The following is an 18,996-nucleotide window of genomic DNA, read 5'->3' on the forward strand; positions in this document are numbered from 1 at the left end:
GATATAAATAGCTAATCGCTGCAAGAAAAAGCCCCGCCAGCATCGCTGACGGGGCTTTTTTTCGTTGTGTTGATGCTTGGGGTGTTTAGTGAGGCGCTTTGCTCGATGCCCAACCGATCAATTTGTACACCACTGCGGCGATGATGCCCAACAGAATAGCCACCAGCAGGATCTCCACCGGACGCACCAATGTGGTCGCCCCCAGTACGGCAAGGGCACCCACCCAAAGCCAGCGGTTATCGCCATGAGTCTTCAATGGCCGGGGCAACATTTTATCCAACCCGGCACTCACGGTTTGCCAGCGCTGATTGACAAAATAGCCAATCAGCACAAGGGCGATTAACCAGATGATAAATATGGTCATGTCATGCTCCGTAGAAGGTGCGGCGAAAAAAGTGTCCGGCTAGGGTAGCCCTGCTAAATCCTGGGCGCAATACTGCATAAAGGCAAGACGGCAGAAAATCCCCTCTACCCCCTGACAATCCTGTGTTCACGCGTTACCATGTTAGGGACATGCACTCACCGAAAGGTTATTTAATGCAAATTGCGCAAAACTCGGTTGTCGCGTTCCACTACACCCTGACCAACGATTCAGGTGAAGTGCTAGACAGTTCCGAAGGCCGCGAGCCCCTCACCTACCTCCATGGTTCAGGCAACATCATTCCTGGCCTGGAAAAAGAGCTGGAAGGACACGCGGCTGGCGAAAAGCTGAACGTCCAGGTTGCCCCGGAAGAGGGTTACGGCGAGATTCAGGAACAACTGATGCAGGAAGTTCCGCGCGATGCGTTCCAGGGCGTTGAAAGCGTTGAGCCGGGCATGCAGTTCCAGGCGCAGACCCAAGGCGGCCCGCTGATGGTCACCGTGAAGAAAGTCGAAGGCGACACTGTCGTTGTCGACGGCAACCATCCGCTAGCCGGTCAGCACCTCAACTTTGACGTTGAAATCGCCGAAGTACGCGAAGCCAGCGAAGAAGAAGTTGAGCACGGCCATGTACACGGCGAAGGTGGCGAAGAGCAGCACTAAGCTCTTCCCCCTGGCTGTTTCCCAGCCGACGCGTGACATGCGAAAAGGCGACCCAAGCGGTCGCCTTTTTTATGCTCATTCTTCAGGAATCAGCACCAGGCGCCCGTGGCGAACGCTGCGTGACGAGGTGACTTCAGCGGCGAACTGTTTCAACTGGTCGCTTTGCCCCTTGAGCAACGCGACTTCCATGCAGCTTTGCTCATTCAGGTGGACGTGCAGCGTCGAAAGGGTGAGGTCATGATGGGCGTGGGAATGGCGCGTCAGCCGTTTGGACAACTCCCTGGCGGCATGGTCATAGACATACACCAGTGCGCCCATGCACGGCGCCTGTGGCGCGGCTTCCTCGCGTACCTGCTGAAGCCCGCTACGGGTTAAATCGCGAATCGCCTCGGAACGGTTCTGGTAACCGCGTTCCTGGATCAGCGCATCCACATCTGCCAACAACTCTTCATCAAGCGTGACCGTTACGCGTTGCATCGGTTTACCCCTCCAAAAAATTGACCCCCGGCTGCCAGTATGATGATATTAAAAAAACATCATACCCGTCCCCCTCAGGAAACGGCCATGGCGCTCGACTCAAGAACGATTCTACTCGGCTTGGCGCTAAGTTGCGTCACGCTGGCGAATGCCGCCGAACCCAAAGACCAACTTGTGATGGCCATCGGCGGTGAGCCCGAACAGGGGTTCGACCCGTTACTTGGCTGGGGGCAGTATGGCAACCCGCTATTTCAGTCGACGCTGCTCGCTCGAGGCATCGACCTTGCACCTCAGCCGCAGGTCGCCATCCACTGGTCGCTCTCTGACGATCGCCTCACCTGGACGCTGACGCTACGCGACGACGTACGTTTTGCCGATGGCACCCGGCTGACCGCTGACGATGTCGCCTTTACCTTCAATGCCGCTGCCAAGGCCGGCGGGAGGGCCGACCTGAGCGTGCTGCAAAACGCCGAGGCCGTCGATTCTCAAACCGTCACTCTCACCCTGCGCGAGCCGCGCATCACCTTTATCGACCAGTTGATGACCTTAGGGATTGTCCCCAGTGCCGCGCGCGAAAACGGTTACGCCGATGACTACGGCCGTGCCCCGCTGGGTTCCGGCCCCTATCAGCTGGTGGAATGGCAGGAAGGCGAGCAGCTGATCGTCGAACGTAACCCATACTTTTATGGCCCCACCCCGCCGTTTGAGCGGCTAGTGTTCTTGTTCACCGGTGAGGATACCACCCTTAACGCCTTACGCGCAGGCGACGTCGACCTGGCTACCCTGCCCCCGGCGCTTGCCGGCGAGATCCCATCCGACATGCAGCGCGTGGTGATGGAAAGCGTCGACAACCGCGGCATTCTGTTTCCCATGCAGCATGATGAAGGCAAAACCGCCGACAATGGCGCACCGATTGGCAACGATGTCACCGCCGATATTGCCATCCGCCAGGCAATCAACCTGGCGCTGGACCGCGACACTCTGGTGGACGTAGCGCTTGAAGGCTACGGCCGCCCGGCGTTCGGCCCTGCCGACGGGATGCCATGGAGCGACCCCGACGAAACCCTGGCGGCCCCTGACCTTGAGCAGGCCATTCAGCGCCTGGAAGACGCTGGTTGGCAGCAGCGCGACGGCGGCCTGCGCAAAAAAGACGGTCAAACCGCCCGTTTCCGGCTGACTTATCCCGCAGGCGACACCACCCGGCAACGGCTGGCCGAAATAAGCGCGCAAATGGTCCGCCCCCTGGGCATCGAGATGCAACCCACTGCCCGCCACTGGGATGAGATACAGCGCAAAGCGATCCATCAGGACGCCGTTGTAATGGGCTTTGGCAGCCACAGTCCCCAAGAGATCTATTACCTGTTCCATAGCGCGCATAGCGGCAACGCCTTTTACAACAGCGGCGTTTACACCAACCCCAGCGTGGACGATCACCTCGACAACGCCCAGCGAGCCGCCAGCGCCGAACAGGCCAATCGCCACTGGCGCAATGCCCAATGGGACGGCGAAACCGGCTATGGCGTGCGCGGCGACGCAACCTGGGCATGGATGGTCAACCTGGAACACATCTACGCCGCCGACAGCTGCCTTGATCTCGGCACGCTGGGGATTGCCCCTCACGGCCACGGTTGGCCGATTACCGCCAACCTGCTCGACTGGCGCTGGACGTGCAACTGATCGCGATCACCGCCGCTCGTCTGCTGCGCCTTGCGCTGGTACTGGTGTGCGTCGCAGTCGTGTCGTTTAGCTTGATAATGCTGTCACCCATTGACCCGATTGACGCCTACCTGGGACCTCAAATGGCCCAGGTAAGCCCGGAACAGCGCCACCTGATCGCCGAGCGCTGGGGGTTCGACGAGCCGCCGGTGGTTCAGTTTGGCCACTGGCTGGGCCAGCTACTTCAGGGCGACCTGGGCGTTAGCCATGTGTATAACCAGCCGGTAAGCGAGGTCATCGGCCAGCGCTTTCAGCGCTCCATCATGTTGCTGGGCAGCGCCTGGTTGCTCACCACACTGATTGGCTTTGCCCTCGGGGTGATCGCCGGGGCAAAAGAAGGCAGCTTGCTGGATAGAATCATTAGCACCTACGCCTACTTGACGGCCTCGACGCCCGCTTTCTGGCTGGCCATGTTACTGCTGCTGTTATTTTCGGTTTACCTTGGCTGGACGCCGGTATGTTGCGCAGGCCCCACCGGCACTCTAAGCCAGGACGTCAGCCTGGCCACCCGGCTCCACCATCTGGTCCTGCCCGTAGCGACACTCGCGCTGATCGGCATCGCCAATATTACCCTGCACAGCCGCGCGCGTATGCTCGCGCTGATGAACTCCAACATCGCCACCCACGCTTTTGCACAAGGCGCCAGCCGCTGGGATATCGCCTGGCGGCACGGTATCCGCCATGCCAGCCTCCCCGCGCTGACGCTTTCACTGGCCTCGCTGGGGGAGCTGTTTGGTGGCTCAATACTCATCGAACAGGTGTTTGCCTACCCCGGCCTGGGCCAGGCAACGGTCGCCGCCGGGCTGCGCAGCGATGTGCCGCTGCTGCTGGGCATTGCGCTGTTTACCGCGCTGTTCGTCAGCGTGGGCAATTTGCTTGCCGATACTCTCCACGCGATGATTGACCCGCGCCTGCAGAAGGTGACGCCATGAGCCGAGCGCAACCCAGGCGCGATGCGTTCTGGATCGGTACCGCCATCGCCATACTGCTCGTCGCGCTACTCAGCAGTCGCTGGCTGCTCGGCGACACGCCAGGCCAGATGCACTTTGACGCCCGCCTCGCCCCTCCCAGCCTGGACCACTGGCTCGGCACCGATGCGCTGGGCCGCGACCTATGGGCGCGCACCCTGGCAGGCCTTAGCCTCAGCATCGGGGTCGGCAGCCTGGCAGCGCTGTTCGGCACGCTCATCGCGCTGGGCATGGCCATGCTGGCCATGCTGGGGCCACGCTGGGACGCGCTAGTCGCCCTGGTGATCGATACGTTGCTCAGTGTGCCACACCTGATTCTGTTACTGCTGATTGCCTTTGCGCTCGGCGGCGGGACCCAGGCGGTGATTATTGCCGTGGCGGTGACCCATTGGCCTCGCTTGGCGAGATTACTGCGCGCCGAGCTACTTCAGCTTCGCCATGCCCCGTATATCGTCATGTCCAGGGCGCTCGGCAAGTCACGACGCTTTGTGATGGCCTACCACTATCTGCCCCATGCGCTACCCCAATGTGTGGTCGGCGCCTTGCTACTGTTTCCCCACGCCATTTTGCACGAAGCCGCGCTGACCTTTTTAGGCGTCGGGCTGGACCCCAGCCAACCCGCCATTGGGCTTCTGCTCGCTGATGCCATGCGCTACTTGAGCAGCGGCGCCTGGTGGCTCGGGGTATTTCCCGGGCTTGGGCTGTTGCTGGTGGTACTCAGTCTTGAGCGCCTTTCCAGCCACTGGCGTCATGCGCTTTAGGCACTGCAAGGAGAGTTGACATGCTGTCCATTGAACACCTGACCCTACAATTGCCGTATTACACCAGCTGGTGGCGACGCCGCTGGGCCGAGGTATTGAGCGACGTTTCACTCGAGCTTCACCCCGGCGAGGTGCATGCCGTGGTGGGCGCTTCGGGAGCGGGCAAGAGCCTGCTCGCCCATGCACTGCTGGGTCTGCTGCCCGAGCCCAAACACCAAACCGGCCGCCTGACCTTCCAGAACCGGGCGCTTACCGCTGCGCGTCAGCGCCAGCTAAGAGGTCGTGAACTGGCCTTGATCCCCCAGTCGCTCGATGCACTCGACCCTCTGGTCCGCAGTCAGCGTCAGGTCAGTTGGGCGGCAAGCCGCGCAGGGCACGCCAGGTCTGATGCATGGCAGGCAGCCGGGCAAGCGCTCACTCACTACCAGTTGGATGAACGTGGCAGGCAGGCCTTTCCCCATGAACTGTCCGGCGGCATGGCACGGCGGGTACTCACCGCCATGGCCCATGTGAGCCACGCGCAGTTGATCATCGCCGACGAACCCAGCGTCGGCCTCGACCCGCAACAGCGCAACCGGGTGCTTGACGCTTTGGCGGCACTAGCCCTCGAAGGCAAGTCAGTGTTGCTGATTACCCACGATCTGCGGCACGCCCTGCCCATTGCCCAGCAAGTCACCCTCATGAACCAAGGGCGATGTATCGAAACCGCATGCGCCAGCGCCTTCCGGGGCGACGGTGACACCTTGGCCACCGGCTACGCCAGGGCGCTGTGGCAGGCGCTGCCGGACAACCATTTTGGCGTGCTCACAACCACACAGGCCCAGAACGTTGCTTAGCGCCTATCGCTTACATCATGCGTTTGCCGACCAGACGGCCGTGCTGGATAACGTGTCCCTATCACTTGAGGCGGGCGAGTGGGTAGGGCTTAACGGCCTTTCCGGGGCGGGCAAGTCGACCCTTGGCCAACTGCTGGCGGGGCATCTCACACCCCAGGCGGGAGTGATAAAGGTGGACGGCGCAGCGCCGCCACGAAGCGGCTTGCAACCCGTGCAATGGCTGCCCCAGTCGCCGGAGCTTTCGGTCAATCCACGCTGGCGGGTCAAGCGCATTCTGGAAGAAGCCTGGACACCCTCGACAGCGTTGCGTGAAGCCTTCGGGATCGAACCCGGCTGGTTGAACCGCTACCCCAGCGCGCTATCCGGCGGCGAACTGCAGCGCGTCTGCGTACTGCGCGCCCTGGCCCCCGGGGTGCGCTATCTGATAGCGGATGAAATATCCAGCATGCTCGATCCCCTCACCCAGCTTGCCCTTTGGCAAGCACTGCGCCAGGTGGCCGATGAGCGTCGGCTTGGCGTGCTGGTCATCAGCCACGACGCGGCCCTGCTTGAACGCCTCTGCCCAAGACGATTGACGCTCAGCGAGGGGCGGCTGAGCCCGCCTGCGCGGCACGGCGCTCAAAGCGCCTGAGCCCCAGCGCCACAACCAGCGTCACGCCAAGCAGCAGCCACGATCCCAGCGCCACGCCCTGCCAGCCCGCCCACTGCCAGAACGGCTCCAGCCAGAAACCGCCCAGGCTGGCCCCCACGTAGTAGAACACCAGATACAACGCCGAAGCGCTGCCCCGAGCGCCCTGGGCATGGCGACCCACCCAGCTTGAGGCCAGCGAATGGGCCAGGAAAAACCCAAAGGCGTTGATGGTCAGCCCAAGGATAATCAGTAAAAGGGAATTCGCCAGCGTGATCGCCGTGCCCATCATCAGGATCGCCACGCCCATGCTCATGCAGGTCGCCGGTGAGAAGCGCTGGGCCAGCCGCCCTGAAAGCGTCGACCCGACGGTACCGCCCAGGTAGGTCAGAAACACCAGCCCCAGGCTGCTCGCCGCCAATTGATAAGGCGACTCCGCCAGGCGGAACGTAATATAACTGTACTGGTTGATGAAGATCAGGAAGTTGATGCCGCCCAGCGCATAGGCGGCGAGCAGGATCGGATTGCGCAAGTGCCCGGCCAGATCACCCAGTGCGACGCGCAACTGAAAGCGCTGCGGACGAAACGCCTGACTGTTGGGCAACAGCCGCCAGAATACCGCACAGCCCACCAGCGTCAGCACACCCACAGTTAAAAACGCCGCCGAGGGCCCGCCGATATCCGCCGCCACGCCACCGACCACACGCCCGCTGATGCCGCCCAGCGAATTGGCGCCGATGTACAGCCCCACCGCGCTGAGTAGCGCGGGTTTATCGAACTCGTCACCCATCCAGGCGATCGCCACCGCGGGCAGGCCACCCAATACAAAGCCCTGCACCAACCGCAGCGCCAACAGGGTTTCAAAAGTGGGCGCAAAGGCCAGCGCCAGCGAACAACCACCGGCCAGCAAGAGCGTAATGCGCATAATACTTTCGCGGCCGATCGCGTCGGAAAGTGGCCCGAATACCAGCAGTGCCAGAGCCAGCGACAACGTCGATACCGACATCAGCAGACTAACCACCAGGGTAGACACGCCGTAGGTCTCTTTTAGCCCCGGCAGCAACGGCTGCGGGGCATAAAGATTGATGAACACCAGAAAGGAGCCCAGGCAGAGGGCAAAGGTCGCGCGCCACCAGGCACGGGTGTTGGCTTCGATCATGTGATGCTCAACGGTGAGAAAGGTCCGCTACATCGACCGAGAGGCGTTGAGCGGCAACGCGTCCTTGAGCTTGGCCAGGTGTGACGGCGCCAGCGGCCGCCGCGATTGCCAGTAGTAGCGTTTCCAGTAGACATTATCCAGGCTGGAGATAATTACCCCCTGCGAGGTAGAGGCGTGCAGGAAATGCCCGTCGCCAACGTAAATGCCTACATGGTTATACGCTCCCGGCGGGCGGAAGAACACCAGATCGCCCGCCTGTAATTCCTGGCGGTCGATCGGGCGTCCCTCATGGACTTGCCCACGGGTGGAGCGTGGCAGCTCCAGCTCAAAGGTATCGCGGAAGATGTTGCGTACCAGCGCCGAGCAGTCGATGCCACGCTGGTTGGTGCCACCAAGTCGATATGGCGTGCCTACCCACTGCTCATGCTGGGCCAGCAGTGCCTCGCGCACCTGCTCGGTTGGCGAGGCCTGCCAATTCCCGAAGGCATCGTATTGCCCATCGAAGGGCGACATCTGCGTCTTCCAATCGTCAGGCAGGCCCGGCATCGAGCGGGCAAAATAATCATCGGGCGTATCGTCACGCGGCACGCTGGTCGCACAGCCACTCAGCACAACGACCATACAGCCAGCCATCGCAAGAGGCGCATGGCGTTCACGTAATCGACCAGAATAAAGATTGATAAAACGAGCAGCGGTAACAGCAATAGTTGGCAACGCAACCATGCGCGATCCCTCGTCAATAATTGAATAAAAACACCAGTGGCCAGACCTATTCTTGGCTGAGCTAATACTGGTTAACCATGACTATAAGCCAAAATACCTACGTTAAGCGAGTCTCAATGCAAGGTACGTTGATCGCCGGGCAACGTATCGATGTGCAGCGGCGCAAAATGACGCGGCTTGTTGCCGGGAAAATCCAGGCTCGCCCAAGGCCCCGCCAGTATCGGTGCCGCGCACAGCCAGGCGACCAACGCCTGCCGAAAACTGGCCAGAAAGCTCTCCCGCTCGGGGGTTTCCCCCATGAAGAACGAGAAACCAGCGTACATGCCAGCCGCGTAATCCTGCCAGCCCGAGTAGTGATCCGCCGCCAGCTGATAGGCGCGCCCCAGCACATCGGCAAAGGACGTGGATGATAACCAGCCCAATTGGCGACCGGCAATGGCCAGGTCGACTATCTGGGCAATGTCCCAGGCCGCCATATCGATCTCGTTGCACCCATCCTCGTTATCGCGCACGCGGCGCAGCCTAAGCAGGTGATGGCGATCCTCCTCCGCGCAATCACCGGACTCCAGAATGGCAATCTCGGCTTCCAGGCGCTGAGTATTGAGTGTGTAAGGCTCGTAATTGATTTGGTATTCCTGGCGGTCACCCGCCTCCAGCATGGACGCCAGAAAGGTCTGCATATCGTCGGCGCTGGCCAGGTGATAATGGCTTTCCACCCACTCACGAATCTCCGCGCACTCGCGGGGACTTTCCTGCTGGGGCTCACTCCATACCGCACTGTTCAGCGGTCCAACCAGGGACATCGCGGTAAACTGGCTGAGCGTCGGTCGCTCGCTGGGCTCGCGCCAGGCATCGGCGCGCCAGTCCAGCCAGTGGAACAGACTGCCCGGATCTTCCAGATGCCAGGCAATTTCATTGCACAGCGAGGCGTGCTCGCTCTCCGGCAGGCAGTGCTCCCAGGCCAGCCACGCCTCCAACATGCGCTTGGCATTGGGATAAAAGCGGCACAAACAGCTGCGCAGCGAGCGCGCGTAATCCAACAGCGCTTCCGTCTCGAGCAGTTCGCTGTTGAGGGCCATATGCAGGTAGAAGGCAAACTTCTCGGCCATGTGGATTGTGGCGGCATGACGACTGACGCCTTTCAGCGCCTGGCGCTGGGCGTTAACCGGGAAGTCCGGCTGACCAAACAGCGTCGCGGAAGGCGGCATGACACCGTGGGCCGCATCGGCAGCGAGCTGATTCAGATGATGCGCCTGAGCGGGCAGCCAGTAGCGCGCCATGGCCGCCGCACCCTCATCGGCATGCAACCCTAAGGACCCATCCAGGTACTCTCCTGCCTCGACGCGCTGCGCTTCGCTCAGCGGGGCGCCGGGATTGGCCAGCCGCAGCATGGCATCCGGCTCGCGCACGCCCGCCATGGCCAGCAACCAGCGGTGTGGCGTATTGCGCCATTGGCCAAGCATTTCGCGCGAGGCAGCCTGGGTCTCGGCGTCCAGCAGGTCGTCAACGGCGACCTGCCAAGGGCTGAACGAGCCGCTCAGCAACAGCGTCTCGCGTTCAGACGGCGTCATGTCGCGCCGGTCAATGCCATCAAACAAGCTCTGGCCTCGTCGGTAGGCAACAATCACCGCCCGCCAGTCGTGGTAGCGGCGCTGCATCAGTTCGGCGGCGTGCGCCGCAAAGGCATCCGCCTCGGCCTGACTCAACCAGCCGCTACAGGCGCCCGCCCAGGCCAGCTCGACCAGCCGCAACCAATCCCAGGCGGCCCACTCCAGGGGCTCGCCCTGGTTGACAAAGCGGCACAGCACGCTGGCGTGGTGCGAATCGGGCTGGGCATTGCGTTGCCACTCCTGGCGCTGGGCCGCGTCCATGGCAAGCAGGTCGCGCGCTTCAACATCCCAGCGCTGGCGTTCACCCTGGGCACCCAGCCATAACAGCCCGGTCAGCAGTTCGTCGCGGCTATCGATGTCCCAAGCGGTACCTAACCAGTTGACCGCATCAGGCCAATCCGCCTTGCTTGCCGGGTAATTCAGCAGCGGGCGAAACAGCGCACACAGCCGCCAGGGCTGAGCGCCAGGCGACGTAGGCCACAGGGCGACTTCACCGTGCTCGCGCAACGCCGTCTCAAACATTTCCCAGGTGATCCCCGCGCCCTCGGCTTCCGAATCCGCCAGCACCTGACAGGCATCAATAAAACGGTCATCGGCCCCGGAGGCCCAGCCACGCACGCCCAGGGAGCGGCGCACATCGCCCAGCCAACTACGCAGGTCGCGGTACTCACGGTGAATACGCTGCATCACGCAGCAGGCCCAGTCGCTGGCCTGCTCGGGGCTTATCCACCCCGCTGCACCGGCCAACGCCGCCCATTCAAGCGCTGCCAGCAGTTGATCCGCATCGCCTGCCGGCGCATGCAGCGCAACCCACCATTGCTCGGCCAGCTCACCCCGATGGGCAATCCCCTGGCCCAGCAAACGCTGCTCTGCCGCCCCCGCATCCACCGATAAGGGATGCGGCGTAAAATGCCAATCGCACAGCACCAACTGCTGCGCCCACCAAGCATGTAGCGCGTCACCCAAGAGACACCTCGACAAAAAACACCCACTGCCCGCAGGCAAGCTTAAAGCCGCTTAGTGTAACGGAAACAGCTCCAAAGGCCGATAGATGTTGAAGGCGGGTTTTCAAAGCCAAGTGCAGGCGGGGTTTGTAGGAGCACAACTTGTTGCGCGATCAGCAAGCATCCCGGCACCGAAGGTTATCGCCCGACGAAGTCGGGCGCTGGCCTACAAGGGCTTTACGAGCGAAGGTTAAGGACTGGGTATAACACCTCCTACGGCGCTGGACGCATACCGCTAGCCGATAGCGACCTGATAGGCATGGGCGACCTTCAGCACGGTTGCCTCATCCCAGCGTCTCCCCACCAGTTGCATACCGACAGGGAGGCCTTCTGAAAAGCCGACCGGCACGCTCATTGCCGGGTGCCCGCTCACATCAAACGGGGCGGTGTTGTGCAGATTGCCAAGCGCACCGGCGAGTGTGCTGGTGAGGTGTTTATCTGCCGGCCTGCTGACCGCTTTCATGGCGGTGGTGGGCATGATCAGCAGGTCATATTCCTGCAGGGCCTTGTCATAATCGCGAGCTAGCCGCCGACCGATATTCTGGGCCTTACCGTAGTAGTGGCGATTATACTGCTCGGACATGTAATGCCCGGCGAGCACCGTCATCTTCACAGTGTCGCTGAAGTCATGGCCACGGGCGCGGCGAGCCCGTCCGTAAAAGTCCATCAGTTGCGTACTGTAATGGCCGCGCCAGTTGGTGCCGTAACCATCGCCCCTGACCATCAGCTCGGTCGCACCCTCAAAGGCGATCGCACTCCACAACGCCAGCCCGTCGCTGTGCATGGGGACTGAGACCTCCGAGGCACGCGCCCCGGCTTTTTCCAGTATGCTGACGGCCTCTCTCACAGCGGCGTCCACGTCCGGTTCACTGACACCGGCAATGCCAAACCCTTCACGCAGGATGCCAATACGCAAACCTGCAAGGTCTTCGCTAAGCGATTCGGTATATTTCGCCGTGCGTACATCGTACTGGCGCGGATCCAACCCATCCGAGCCAGCCAGCACTTCCAGCATGCGCGCGCAATCTTCCGCAGTGCGCGCCATGGGGCCCACATGATCGATTGTCAGCTCAATCGGAAAGATCCCCGTGTAAGGCACCAGGCCATGGGTGCCTTTGATGCCGTAACAGCCACTCCACGAGGCGGGCAGCCGAATGGAACCGCCCTGGTCGCCCCCAAGCGCCATATCCACTTCACCATTAGTCACCACCACGGCGCTGCCGTTGGAGGAGGCCCCGGCCAGCCGGTCATGATCGTGCGGATTTACCGGCTGAGGCTCGGGATAGCCGGTACAGCCGCCACCGTCAAAACAGAACGCAGGTACGGCCGTCTTGCCGATGATATGCGCGCCAGCGTCGAGCAGCCGTGTGACCACGGTGGCGTCTTCCCGGGGCACAAAACCTTCCATGATCGGCGAACCATTCATCATGGGAATGCCTGCCAGCGCGATATTGTCCTTTAACGCCACTGTTCGACCGGCTAACGGTCCTTCCTTGGCCCCAGGCACCGAACACTTCCACGCCCAGCCATTGAGCGGGTTGTCGTCACCTACCGGGCGATAACCCAATTCTGACCGAGGGTAGTTGACCGGCAGTGATTCATCCGCCAGTTCATCCAGGCGATCATAAATGGCCATTGAGCCCGCAACGGCGGACTGGAACTCGCTCAGTTCATCAAAGGAAAGGTCAAAACCGTAATAATCGGAAATGGCCGCCAAGGTATCAATGCCGGGTCGCTTCACGCTCATGGTCAACTACTCCTATAAACAGACGGTTGCCTGAAAAGGCATCTAGTAAGGGAGGAACAAACTACCTCTCCAACAAGCTGTGGTAATGGTGTGGCAGGCGCATCGCCACCAGGTCCTTGCGGCGCACAGCGCTGTTCGGGTAAGCCGACTCCAGGTTGCTCGTGTCGATGGCAAGCTGAATGCAGCCCCTGGCGCTGGTCATCAGCGCCTCCTGGCGAGGGAAATGGAACGTATCCGGTCCGAATATACCGCTTAATCCGGGTAAACCCGACTCGGGCATATGCACATTGGCGAAGGCGATATAGCAGTTGTTCTCGCCACCACGCACCCGGTAATGGTGCCAATGGTGTTCGTCCGGGCCGGTAGAAATAGGGGCTGGCTGACGAATGCCTGTACCGGGATGCGCACTATGAAAAGGCCCGGGTAAGGCGGCAGGGCAAGCGATCACATCACACCCTCGCAGCGCCAGAATACGCCCCGCCTCGGGAAAATCGGCATCATGGCCGATCAGCATTCCCACGCGACCTAAGGGTAAATCGCCGCTAACCCAACGTTCGCCTGGTGTTGCCCATTCTCGATCAACCTCGGTTAAATGAATCTTGCGATACACCTCCATAACGCCCTGCGCCCCCACAAGAGCGGCCGCATTATAGAGATGCCCATCCTCCTGCTCCGCGAAACCCACCACGTAGTACTGTTGACGATCCTCGGCGAGTCGACAGAGTGCGCTGAAAGCAGGGTGCTCCGATGAAATAGGATTGATCGCGCCAGCGTTCAGTCCCGTCAGGGCTAACTCGGGCAGAACCACCAGCTCGGCATGCTCTGCTTCGGCGATCAGCGCCATACATTGGGAAAGATTATCGTCGAGATTGTTCGAAGGGGAGAATTGAGCAACCGCAATGGTACTTGCCTTGCCCTTGGGCAGTGGCTGATGACCATAAAGCCTGAAAAAGTCCAACGGGTTCCAGGCGTAAGTTTGATGAAGTAACTCATGATAGAGATCTGGCCGACGCTCATTGGCTAACGGCCCTGTTACTCGGTCGGTATCAATCTCGCCCAGCACGACTCCATCGCCGTCATCCCTGCTCGCCTGGACATGTCCATCCGGGTCAATCACGCAGCTGCCGCCACTGAATTGAACACCGCGTTCAAGCCCCCAGCGGTTACTCTCGATAAGGTAGCAGCCATTTTCCCTGGCACGACTAATCCAATATGGGGCAGGTGCGCGCTCGGCAAGCCAATTACTCAGATGGCAGATGACATCGGCGCCCTGCAACGCCACCAGACGTGAGGTTTCAAGAAAATGAATATCCATGCAGATGAGCAGCGCAATCCGCCCAAGCGACGTCTCAAACACCTGATGGCCCGTATCCCCAGAGGCCGCCCACTTTGGCTCGGCAATGTAAGGGTGGCTTTTACGATGCTTACCCAGATACCCCTCTGGGCCCACTAGAACCGCGGTGTTGTAGTAAAGGCCGTTGGCAGGCTCCACTTCCGGCAGCCCGATAACGATATAGCAGTCAAGCTTCGCCGCCAAAGCGGCGAAGCATTCGGTTGAAGGCCCAGGTACCGGTTCTACATAGGGCGTCACTTCCTCCCTGTCATACCAGCAGTAACCGGTAAGGCCCATTTCCGGCGTGATGATCAGCCGCGCCCCCGACGCAGCCGCCTCTTCCACCAACCGTTTCAGCGCATCGATATTGCGCTCTTTGGCTAACATTTCAGGCTCAAACTGCACCGTGGCGGCAAGGTATTTCATTGTTACCTCCCCGCTCGCTAGCGTGCTTGTCCAACGATGGACTTAAGGATGGAAGCACCTAACGTATACTTTGGATCCACCATATTGCCCAACCGCACACGCCCTGCCTGGGTGAGCAGCATGTAAGCCTCGATCTCATCGAAATCGAACTCTGCCGCCAGCCAGCGAACCAGCTCTCGGTAGGCAATGCGCGAGGCATCTTCCATCGGCCGTGCGGAACCAATGGTCATATAGAACTGCTCGTTTTCCAGGCGCGGCCACTTGAACGTCCAATCCTTAATCAAGTCGACCTGTACGGTTGTCACGGTAGGGTGCTCAATCGCCACGCCGCACAATTCACCATCGCCCTGGGCTGCATGACAGTCCCCCAGATAAAGGTAGGCACCTTTGGTATGCACCGGCAGATAGATGACTGCTCCAGGCGCCACATCGGGTAAGTCCATATTGCCGCCGTAATAATCGGGAACCAGCGAGCTAATCGACTCTATCTCTGGCGAGACCCCAATGGTGCCAATAAATGGCTGATACGGCAGGGTTATTTTATCGGTCCACTTCACGCCGGTTTCCGCGTCAACGTCTACCTTCTTAACCCGCTCCGGCAGTGGTTCATTGAGTAGCGCGGTGTCACCGGTCGCCACCAAACCACCAAATTCGGTAATCAGCGCCGTCGTACCGCAAGGCTGCGGGCCACGGGGTTTCATGTCGCGGATATACACCGCCAGGCAGTCACCCTTCTCGGCCCCTTCTACGTAGATCGGCCCGTTTTGCGGATTAAGGTAAGGCAGATTAAGCAATTCGCTTGGCTTGTCGCTTTCCGAGCGCAGTTTGCCTTCGAAAGCATCATGGGTTTCCGCACTGACGATATCCCCCGGCTGAATATGCAGCACGGGCTTGGGGTTGGGCCCAAGCGTATAGTGATACTGACCTTGAACCGCCTCTGTCAGTTGGTGGGTAGTACCCGGCTTACCGCTGGCGACGGCGCGACGCGCCATGATGGAATGATCAAACCAATTCATTGTTCTACTCCTTTTTATGTACTGTTTAGGTACTTTTAGCTGCTTTCAGTCATCGCTCCAGGAACTGCAGACCGGAGCTTGCGTCATGGTGAAATGAACCTACGCTTCGCATGCCCACCTTGGGGTCACGCCCTACCCTCAAACCGCCAGAATGCGACGCATCGCGTCACGGTCACGGAGTTGTTCCCTAGCCAGCTCGTGGGTGATTTGCCCCTTGTCCATGACGTAGCAGCGCTGCGCCATGGTCATGATCATGTCCAGATTCTGCTCGACGAGCAGAATCGTGACGCCCAGCTCACGGTTGAGCTTGAGAATGTTGCGCGAAATGTCCTTGACGATATTCGGCTGGATACCTTCCGAGGGTTCATCGAGCAGCATCAGCTTCGGCTTGCCCACCATGGCCCGGCCGATCGCCAGCTGTTGCTGCTGTCCACCACTGAAGGTGCCCGCCCGCTGATTGGCCCGCTCGCGCAGGATAGGAAAGAACTCGTAGACCCGCTCATAGTCGACGCCCTCTCCTGGCTGCTGGAGCATCTCGCCAACCTTAAGGTTTTCCCAGACGGTCATGCGCGAGAAGACCTCGCGCCCCTGCGGGATATAGCCAATACCCAAGCGCGCACGCTGGTGGGATTCGAGCGTACTGATATCCTCACCATCGAAGCGGATAATGCCCTGTCGATGCCTGAGAAGACCGATCAGCGTCTTCATCAAGGTCGTCTTGCCGACGCCATTCCGGCCGATGACGGCCACCACCTCTCCCCGGCCAACACTCAAGCTGACCTCTTGCAGAACAGAGGTTGTCCCGTAGCCAGACGTGACGCCCTCCACGCTCAGCAGATCTGTATTATTCGTCGTCATCGGCTGTCCCCAGGTAAATACGTGCGACCTCTTCGTTAGCCTCGATATCGTTGATCGTGCCTTCCGCGAAGATCTCACCGAAGTTCAGTACGGTGACCTTATGGGCAATCTGGCGTACGAATTCCATATCGTGCTCGACCGCCAGAATGGACATCCCCTGGCGATTGAGGGCTTGGATCATCTCGCCCGTGCGCGCCGTTTCTTCCGGCGTCATACCCGCCGTCGGCTCGTCGAGCAGCAGCAAACGTGGTCCAGTACTCACCGCCATGCCGATCTCAAGCCACTGCTGCTCGCCGTGGGAGAGCTCACCCGCAAGCTCGCCTGCCTTGTCGGTGAGCCTTACAAAGGCAAGGGCTTTGTCGATCGCCGCTGTCATTGAATCGCCATGCAGATGGTTCTGAACCGCGATCTGCATGTTTTGCCAAACGGACAGCTCAGCGAAGATACCCGGCACCTGAAACTTGACGGCGATGCCCTGTTTCACGCGTTCAAAGGAACGAAACTTGGTGATGTCCTTCTCCGAGAAGAATATCTTTCCGGCGCTGGGTCGATGCTCACCAAGCACAAGCTTGAAAAACGTGCTCTTCCCCGCACCATTGGGGCCAATCAAACAGCGGATTTCACCGATCTCCATCGAAAAGTTCACATCCTGGGCAACTTTCACGCCGTCGAAATGTTTATATAAATGTTCGGTTCGCAGTAGGGTCACGACATACCCTCCTTACGCTTACGCAGGCGGACAAAGAGCCTGGCCAACCCCGGGATTAAGCCTTCCGGCAAATAGACCACGATGACGACCAATAGCAGTCCCATGATGACGAAGGCGTAGTAGCTGCCGTAGATCGTCAGATTCTGGAATATGCCCAGCACCACCAAGGTGCCTACCAGCGTCGCGGTAAGATCTTTGCGTCCACCCACTGCCACCCAGATAATGGGCAAGGCAGCAGCCGCCAAATCCATGTTGGAGGGGCTGATGTACTGCCCCCAGGCGGTATAGAGCACGCCGGACAGCCCCGCCAGCCCGCTGCCAATCACAAAGGCAATCAATTGATAGCGGCGCGTGTCATAACCAAGCATTTCAGCGCGATGCGGATTCTCACGAATCGCCACCAGCACATTGCCGAATCGCGAATTGACCAGCACCCGCAACCCCAGGTAGCAAAGCACCAGCAGGGCCAGAAGCAGGTAATAAAGCGGCACGCCCGAATACAGCGCGATATCGCCCCCCGACCAAGGAATGGTCAACGGCGGCATACCGGTCATGCCATTGTCGCCACCCAGCCGTGCATCGCCGATCGCCCATTGCGAGCCAGCGGTCTGTGCCATAAAGGTGGCAAATACCAGCGTGGTCGACAGCGTAACGATACCCAGGAAGACACCGCTGATTCGCCCGTAGAAAAGAATGTAACCAAGTAGCGCCGCCCCCAGGCACGACACCCCAACCCCAATCAACACGCCGACGAGGGTCATACCGTAAGCCGCGCCAAAGTTGATCGTGACGACACCGTACGTGTATCCGGCAAGCCCGAAGAAAGCAGTCTGGCCAAAGCTGAGCGACCCCGTGTAGCCCCAGATCAACGACAGCCCAAGCGCCATGAACACCCAGCAAAAGAAGTAGGCCGTATTACCGACGCTCCAGGCATCCGCAAAGGCGGGGTAAACGATGGCGGCCCCAATGGCCAAGGCAAAGCCAACCCAAAACAACGGGCCGCGACCCAATGTTTGCGGACCGTTAACGAGCCGCATCCAGTTGGGAACTCGAGACGACGAAGGTGTCGTCACCGATCCTTCTCGCTGCAACATACCCATTTATGTACGCCCCTTGAGTAACCAGCCAGACAGGCCTTGTGGGAGAATGCGGATAACCACCATGACGGTTATTAATAGCCCCACCTGGCCTATTAGCTGCCCTTGCCAACCGGTCAGAAAGGCCTTGATGACCGCGAGTGTGGCCGCCGCCGGTGCGGTACCCAGGAACACATCCGCGCCACCGACAACCACCGTCACGAAGCTCTCGACCAGGAAATTGGCACCCAGCGTCGGCACGATGGAAATCGTCGGTGCATAAAGCGCACCGGCCAACCCGGCCAGGGCCGCCCCGAGGCCAAAGGTGAGTGAGTACATACGTCCGGTGTCGATACCCGCCGCTTTCGCCATGTGCGGTGCTTGAATGGTGGCGCGCGAGTGGATGCCGAACGTCGTATGGTGAAACAGCACATACAGGCCAACGAGAAGAAGCACGGCGACCCCAAGCAGCACCATCCGATAGGTAGAGTATGTGTAGTCGCCCACCGAAAAGCTGCCAAGCGGCGTACTGATGCCCGACATGCTTGAGCCAAGCAGGATCAGCGTGCCCTGGGTAAGAATCAGGCTGATCCCCCAGGTGGCCACAATAGAGTCCAGCGGCCGGTGATAGAGGCGGTGGATGATCGTGCGCTCTAGCACAATGCCAAGTATCCCGGCGGCCAGACTGCCACACAGCATCGCGATGGGCAGTGGCACCCCCAGGCGTGCCGTTACGACCGTGACGTAGGCGCCGCACATGATGAATTCACCATGAGCCAGGTTGATGATGCCCATCATCCCGAAGATCACCGCAAGCCCCATGGCAGATAGCACCAGAAAAGCAAACGCATCCCCAAACTGATAGAAAGCTGTGAACGCTAAATGTAGGTATTCCATATCCAGCTCCTGGGCAGGAAACGCCCGCG

Annotated in this window: 18 protein-coding genes; 6 read left to right on the plus strand and 12 right to left on the minus strand. The window is 60.1% G+C overall.

The window, feature by feature from the left end; translation table 11 throughout:
• Positions 1-85 precede the first annotated feature (85 nt).
• Entirely contained in the window at positions 86-364 is a 279-nt protein-coding gene (locus IT895_RS12935; RefSeq protein WP_085917754.1) for a hypothetical protein, read from the minus strand.
• 173 nt (positions 365-537) lie between these two features.
• Here IT895_RS12935 and IT895_RS12940 point away from each other — a divergent pair, with 173 nt between their 5' ends.
• Complete coding sequence (locus IT895_RS12940) at positions 538-1,023, plus strand: FKBP-type peptidyl-prolyl cis-trans isomerase (RefSeq protein WP_085917753.1); 486 nt, start codon at positions 538-540, stop codon at positions 1,021-1,023.
• Positions 1,024-1,098: 75 nt separating this feature from the next.
• Here IT895_RS12940 and nikR read toward each other — a convergent pair whose 3' ends face one another.
• Complete coding sequence (nikR, locus tag IT895_RS12945) at positions 1,099-1,500, minus strand: nickel-responsive transcriptional regulator NikR (protein WP_199283682.1); 402 nt, start codon at positions 1,498-1,500, stop codon at positions 1,099-1,101.
• Between the two features lie 87 nt (positions 1,501-1,587).
• Here nikR and IT895_RS12950 point away from each other — a divergent pair, with 87 nt between their 5' ends.
• The 5 genes from IT895_RS12950 to IT895_RS12970 are packed head-to-tail and all read left to right on the plus strand — an operon-like array spanning position 1,588 to position 6,412.
• On the plus strand, positions 1,588-3,177 hold the full coding sequence (locus IT895_RS12950) for an ABC transporter substrate-binding protein (protein WP_199283683.1): 1,590 nt from the start codon (positions 1,588-1,590) through the stop codon (positions 3,175-3,177).
• Positions 3,168-4,148 carry an ABC transporter permease gene (locus tag IT895_RS12955; RefSeq protein ID WP_199283684.1) on the plus strand — a complete coding sequence of 327 codons (981 nt, stop codon included), beginning with the start codon at positions 3,168-3,170 and terminating at the stop codon, positions 4,146-4,148. Before IT895_RS12950 ends, IT895_RS12955 begins: the two co-directional genes overlap by 10 nt.
• Positions 4,145-4,945 (plus strand): ABC transporter permease, encoded by an 801-nt coding sequence (locus IT895_RS12960; RefSeq protein WP_199283685.1) that lies wholly within the window; start codon positions 4,145-4,147, stop codon positions 4,943-4,945. The genes IT895_RS12955 and IT895_RS12960 overlap by 4 nt, the downstream gene beginning before the upstream one ends.
• A gap of 20 nt (positions 4,946-4,965) precedes the next feature.
• Complete coding sequence (locus tag IT895_RS12965; RefSeq protein WP_085917750.1) at positions 4,966-5,781, plus strand: ATP-binding cassette domain-containing protein; 816 nt, start codon at positions 4,966-4,968, stop codon at positions 5,779-5,781.
• Entirely contained in the window at positions 5,774-6,412 is a 639-nt protein-coding gene (locus IT895_RS12970; protein WP_199283686.1) for an ABC transporter ATP-binding protein, read from the plus strand. Before IT895_RS12965 ends, IT895_RS12970 begins: the two co-directional genes overlap by 8 nt.
• Here the strand turns inward: IT895_RS12970 and IT895_RS12975 are convergent.
• The 10 genes from IT895_RS12975 to IT895_RS13020 form a co-directional block, all read right to left on the minus strand.
• Positions 6,360-7,568 (minus strand): MFS transporter, encoded by a 1,209-nt coding sequence (locus IT895_RS12975; protein WP_199283687.1) that lies wholly within the window; start codon positions 7,566-7,568, stop codon positions 6,360-6,362. The two genes, IT895_RS12970 and IT895_RS12975, sit on opposite strands and share 53 nt — an antisense overlap.
• Before the next feature lie 27 nt (positions 7,569-7,595).
• On the minus strand, positions 7,596-8,291 hold the full coding sequence (locus tag IT895_RS12980; protein ID WP_199283688.1) for a C40 family peptidase: 696 nt from the start codon (positions 8,289-8,291) through the stop codon (positions 7,596-7,598).
• A 113-nt stretch (positions 8,292-8,404) separates the two neighbouring features.
• Positions 8,405-10,867 (minus strand): DUF1266 domain-containing protein, encoded by a 2,463-nt coding sequence (locus IT895_RS12985; protein WP_199283689.1) that lies wholly within the window; start codon positions 10,865-10,867, stop codon positions 8,405-8,407.
• 273 nt (positions 10,868-11,140) lie between these two features.
• Complete coding sequence (locus IT895_RS12990; RefSeq protein WP_085917745.1) at positions 11,141-12,652, minus strand: amidase; 1,512 nt, start codon at positions 12,650-12,652, stop codon at positions 11,141-11,143.
• A gap of 61 nt (positions 12,653-12,713) precedes the next feature.
• Positions 12,714-14,411 (minus strand): nitrilase-related carbon-nitrogen hydrolase, encoded by a 1,698-nt coding sequence (locus tag IT895_RS12995; protein ID WP_199283690.1) that lies wholly within the window; start codon positions 14,409-14,411, stop codon positions 12,714-12,716.
• Positions 14,412-14,428: 17 nt separating this feature from the next.
• Positions 14,429-15,427 carry an acetamidase/formamidase family protein gene (locus IT895_RS13000; protein ID WP_085917743.1) on the minus strand — a complete coding sequence of 333 codons (999 nt, stop codon included), beginning with the start codon at positions 15,425-15,427 and terminating at the stop codon, positions 14,429-14,431.
• Positions 15,428-15,565: 138 nt separating this feature from the next.
• The gene (gene urtE / locus IT895_RS13005) at positions 15,566-16,285 is read right to left on the minus strand and encodes an urea ABC transporter ATP-binding subunit UrtE (RefSeq protein ID WP_085917742.1); all 720 of its coding nucleotides are present in this window, start codon (positions 16,283-16,285) and stop codon (positions 15,566-15,568) included.
• On the minus strand, positions 16,272-16,994 hold the full coding sequence (locus IT895_RS13010; protein WP_199283691.1) for an ABC transporter ATP-binding protein: 723 nt from the start codon (positions 16,992-16,994) through the stop codon (positions 16,272-16,274). The genes urtE and IT895_RS13010 overlap by 14 nt, the downstream gene beginning before the upstream one ends.
• Entirely contained in the window at positions 16,991-18,094 is a 1,104-nt protein-coding gene (locus IT895_RS13015) for an ABC transporter permease subunit (RefSeq protein ID WP_199283692.1), read from the minus strand. Before IT895_RS13015 ends, IT895_RS13010 begins: the two co-directional genes overlap by 4 nt.
• Positions 18,095-18,967 carry an ABC transporter permease subunit gene (locus IT895_RS13020; protein WP_085917740.1) on the minus strand — a complete coding sequence of 291 codons (873 nt, stop codon included), beginning with the start codon at positions 18,965-18,967 and terminating at the stop codon, positions 18,095-18,097. It lies immediately after the preceding gene.
• Positions 18,968-18,996: the final 29 nt, after the last annotated feature.

Source organism: Halomonas sp. A40-4 (assembly GCF_015767635.1).
Lineage (GTDB): Bacteria > Pseudomonadota > Gammaproteobacteria > Pseudomonadales > Halomonadaceae > Vreelandella > Vreelandella janggokensis.

Coding starts and splice junctions, on each gene's coding strand:
- IT895_RS13015 (WP_199283692.1), bottom strand. CDS start 18,094: ATGGGTATGTTGCAGCGAGAAGGATCGGTGACGACACCTTCGTCGTCT.
- IT895_RS12965 (WP_085917750.1), top strand. CDS start 4,966: ATGCTGTCCATTGAACACCTGACCCTACAATTGCCGTATTACACCAGC.
- IT895_RS13020 (WP_085917740.1), bottom strand. CDS start 18,967: ATGGAATACCTACATTTAGCGTTCACAGCTTTCTATCAGTTTGGGGAT.
- IT895_RS12960 (WP_199283685.1), top strand. CDS start 4,145: ATGAGCCGAGCGCAACCCAGGCGCGATGCGTTCTGGATCGGTACCGCC.
- IT895_RS12935 (WP_085917754.1), bottom strand. CDS start 364: ATGACCATATTTATCATCTGGTTAATCGCCCTTGTGCTGATTGGCTAT.
- IT895_RS13000 (WP_085917743.1), bottom strand. CDS start 15,427: ATGAATTGGTTTGATCATTCCATCATGGCGCGTCGCGCCGTCGCCAGC.
- IT895_RS12940 (WP_085917753.1), top strand. CDS start 538: ATGCAAATTGCGCAAAACTCGGTTGTCGCGTTCCACTACACCCTGACC.
- IT895_RS12980 (WP_199283688.1), bottom strand. CDS start 8,291: ATGGTTGCGTTGCCAACTATTGCTGTTACCGCTGCTCGTTTTATCAAT.
- urtE (WP_085917742.1), bottom strand. CDS start 16,285: ATGACGACGAATAATACAGATCTGCTGAGCGTGGAGGGCGTCACGTCT.
- IT895_RS12995 (WP_199283690.1), bottom strand. CDS start 14,411: ATGAAATACCTTGCCGCCACGGTGCAGTTTGAGCCTGAAATGTTAGCC.
- IT895_RS12990 (WP_085917745.1), bottom strand. CDS start 12,652: ATGAGCGTGAAGCGACCCGGCATTGATACCTTGGCGGCCATTTCCGAT.
- IT895_RS12975 (WP_199283687.1), bottom strand. CDS start 7,568: ATGATCGAAGCCAACACCCGTGCCTGGTGGCGCGCGACCTTTGCCCTC.
- IT895_RS12950 (WP_199283683.1), top strand. CDS start 1,588: ATGGCGCTCGACTCAAGAACGATTCTACTCGGCTTGGCGCTAAGTTGC.
- nikR (WP_199283682.1), bottom strand. CDS start 1,500: ATGCAACGCGTAACGGTCACGCTTGATGAAGAGTTGTTGGCAGATGTG.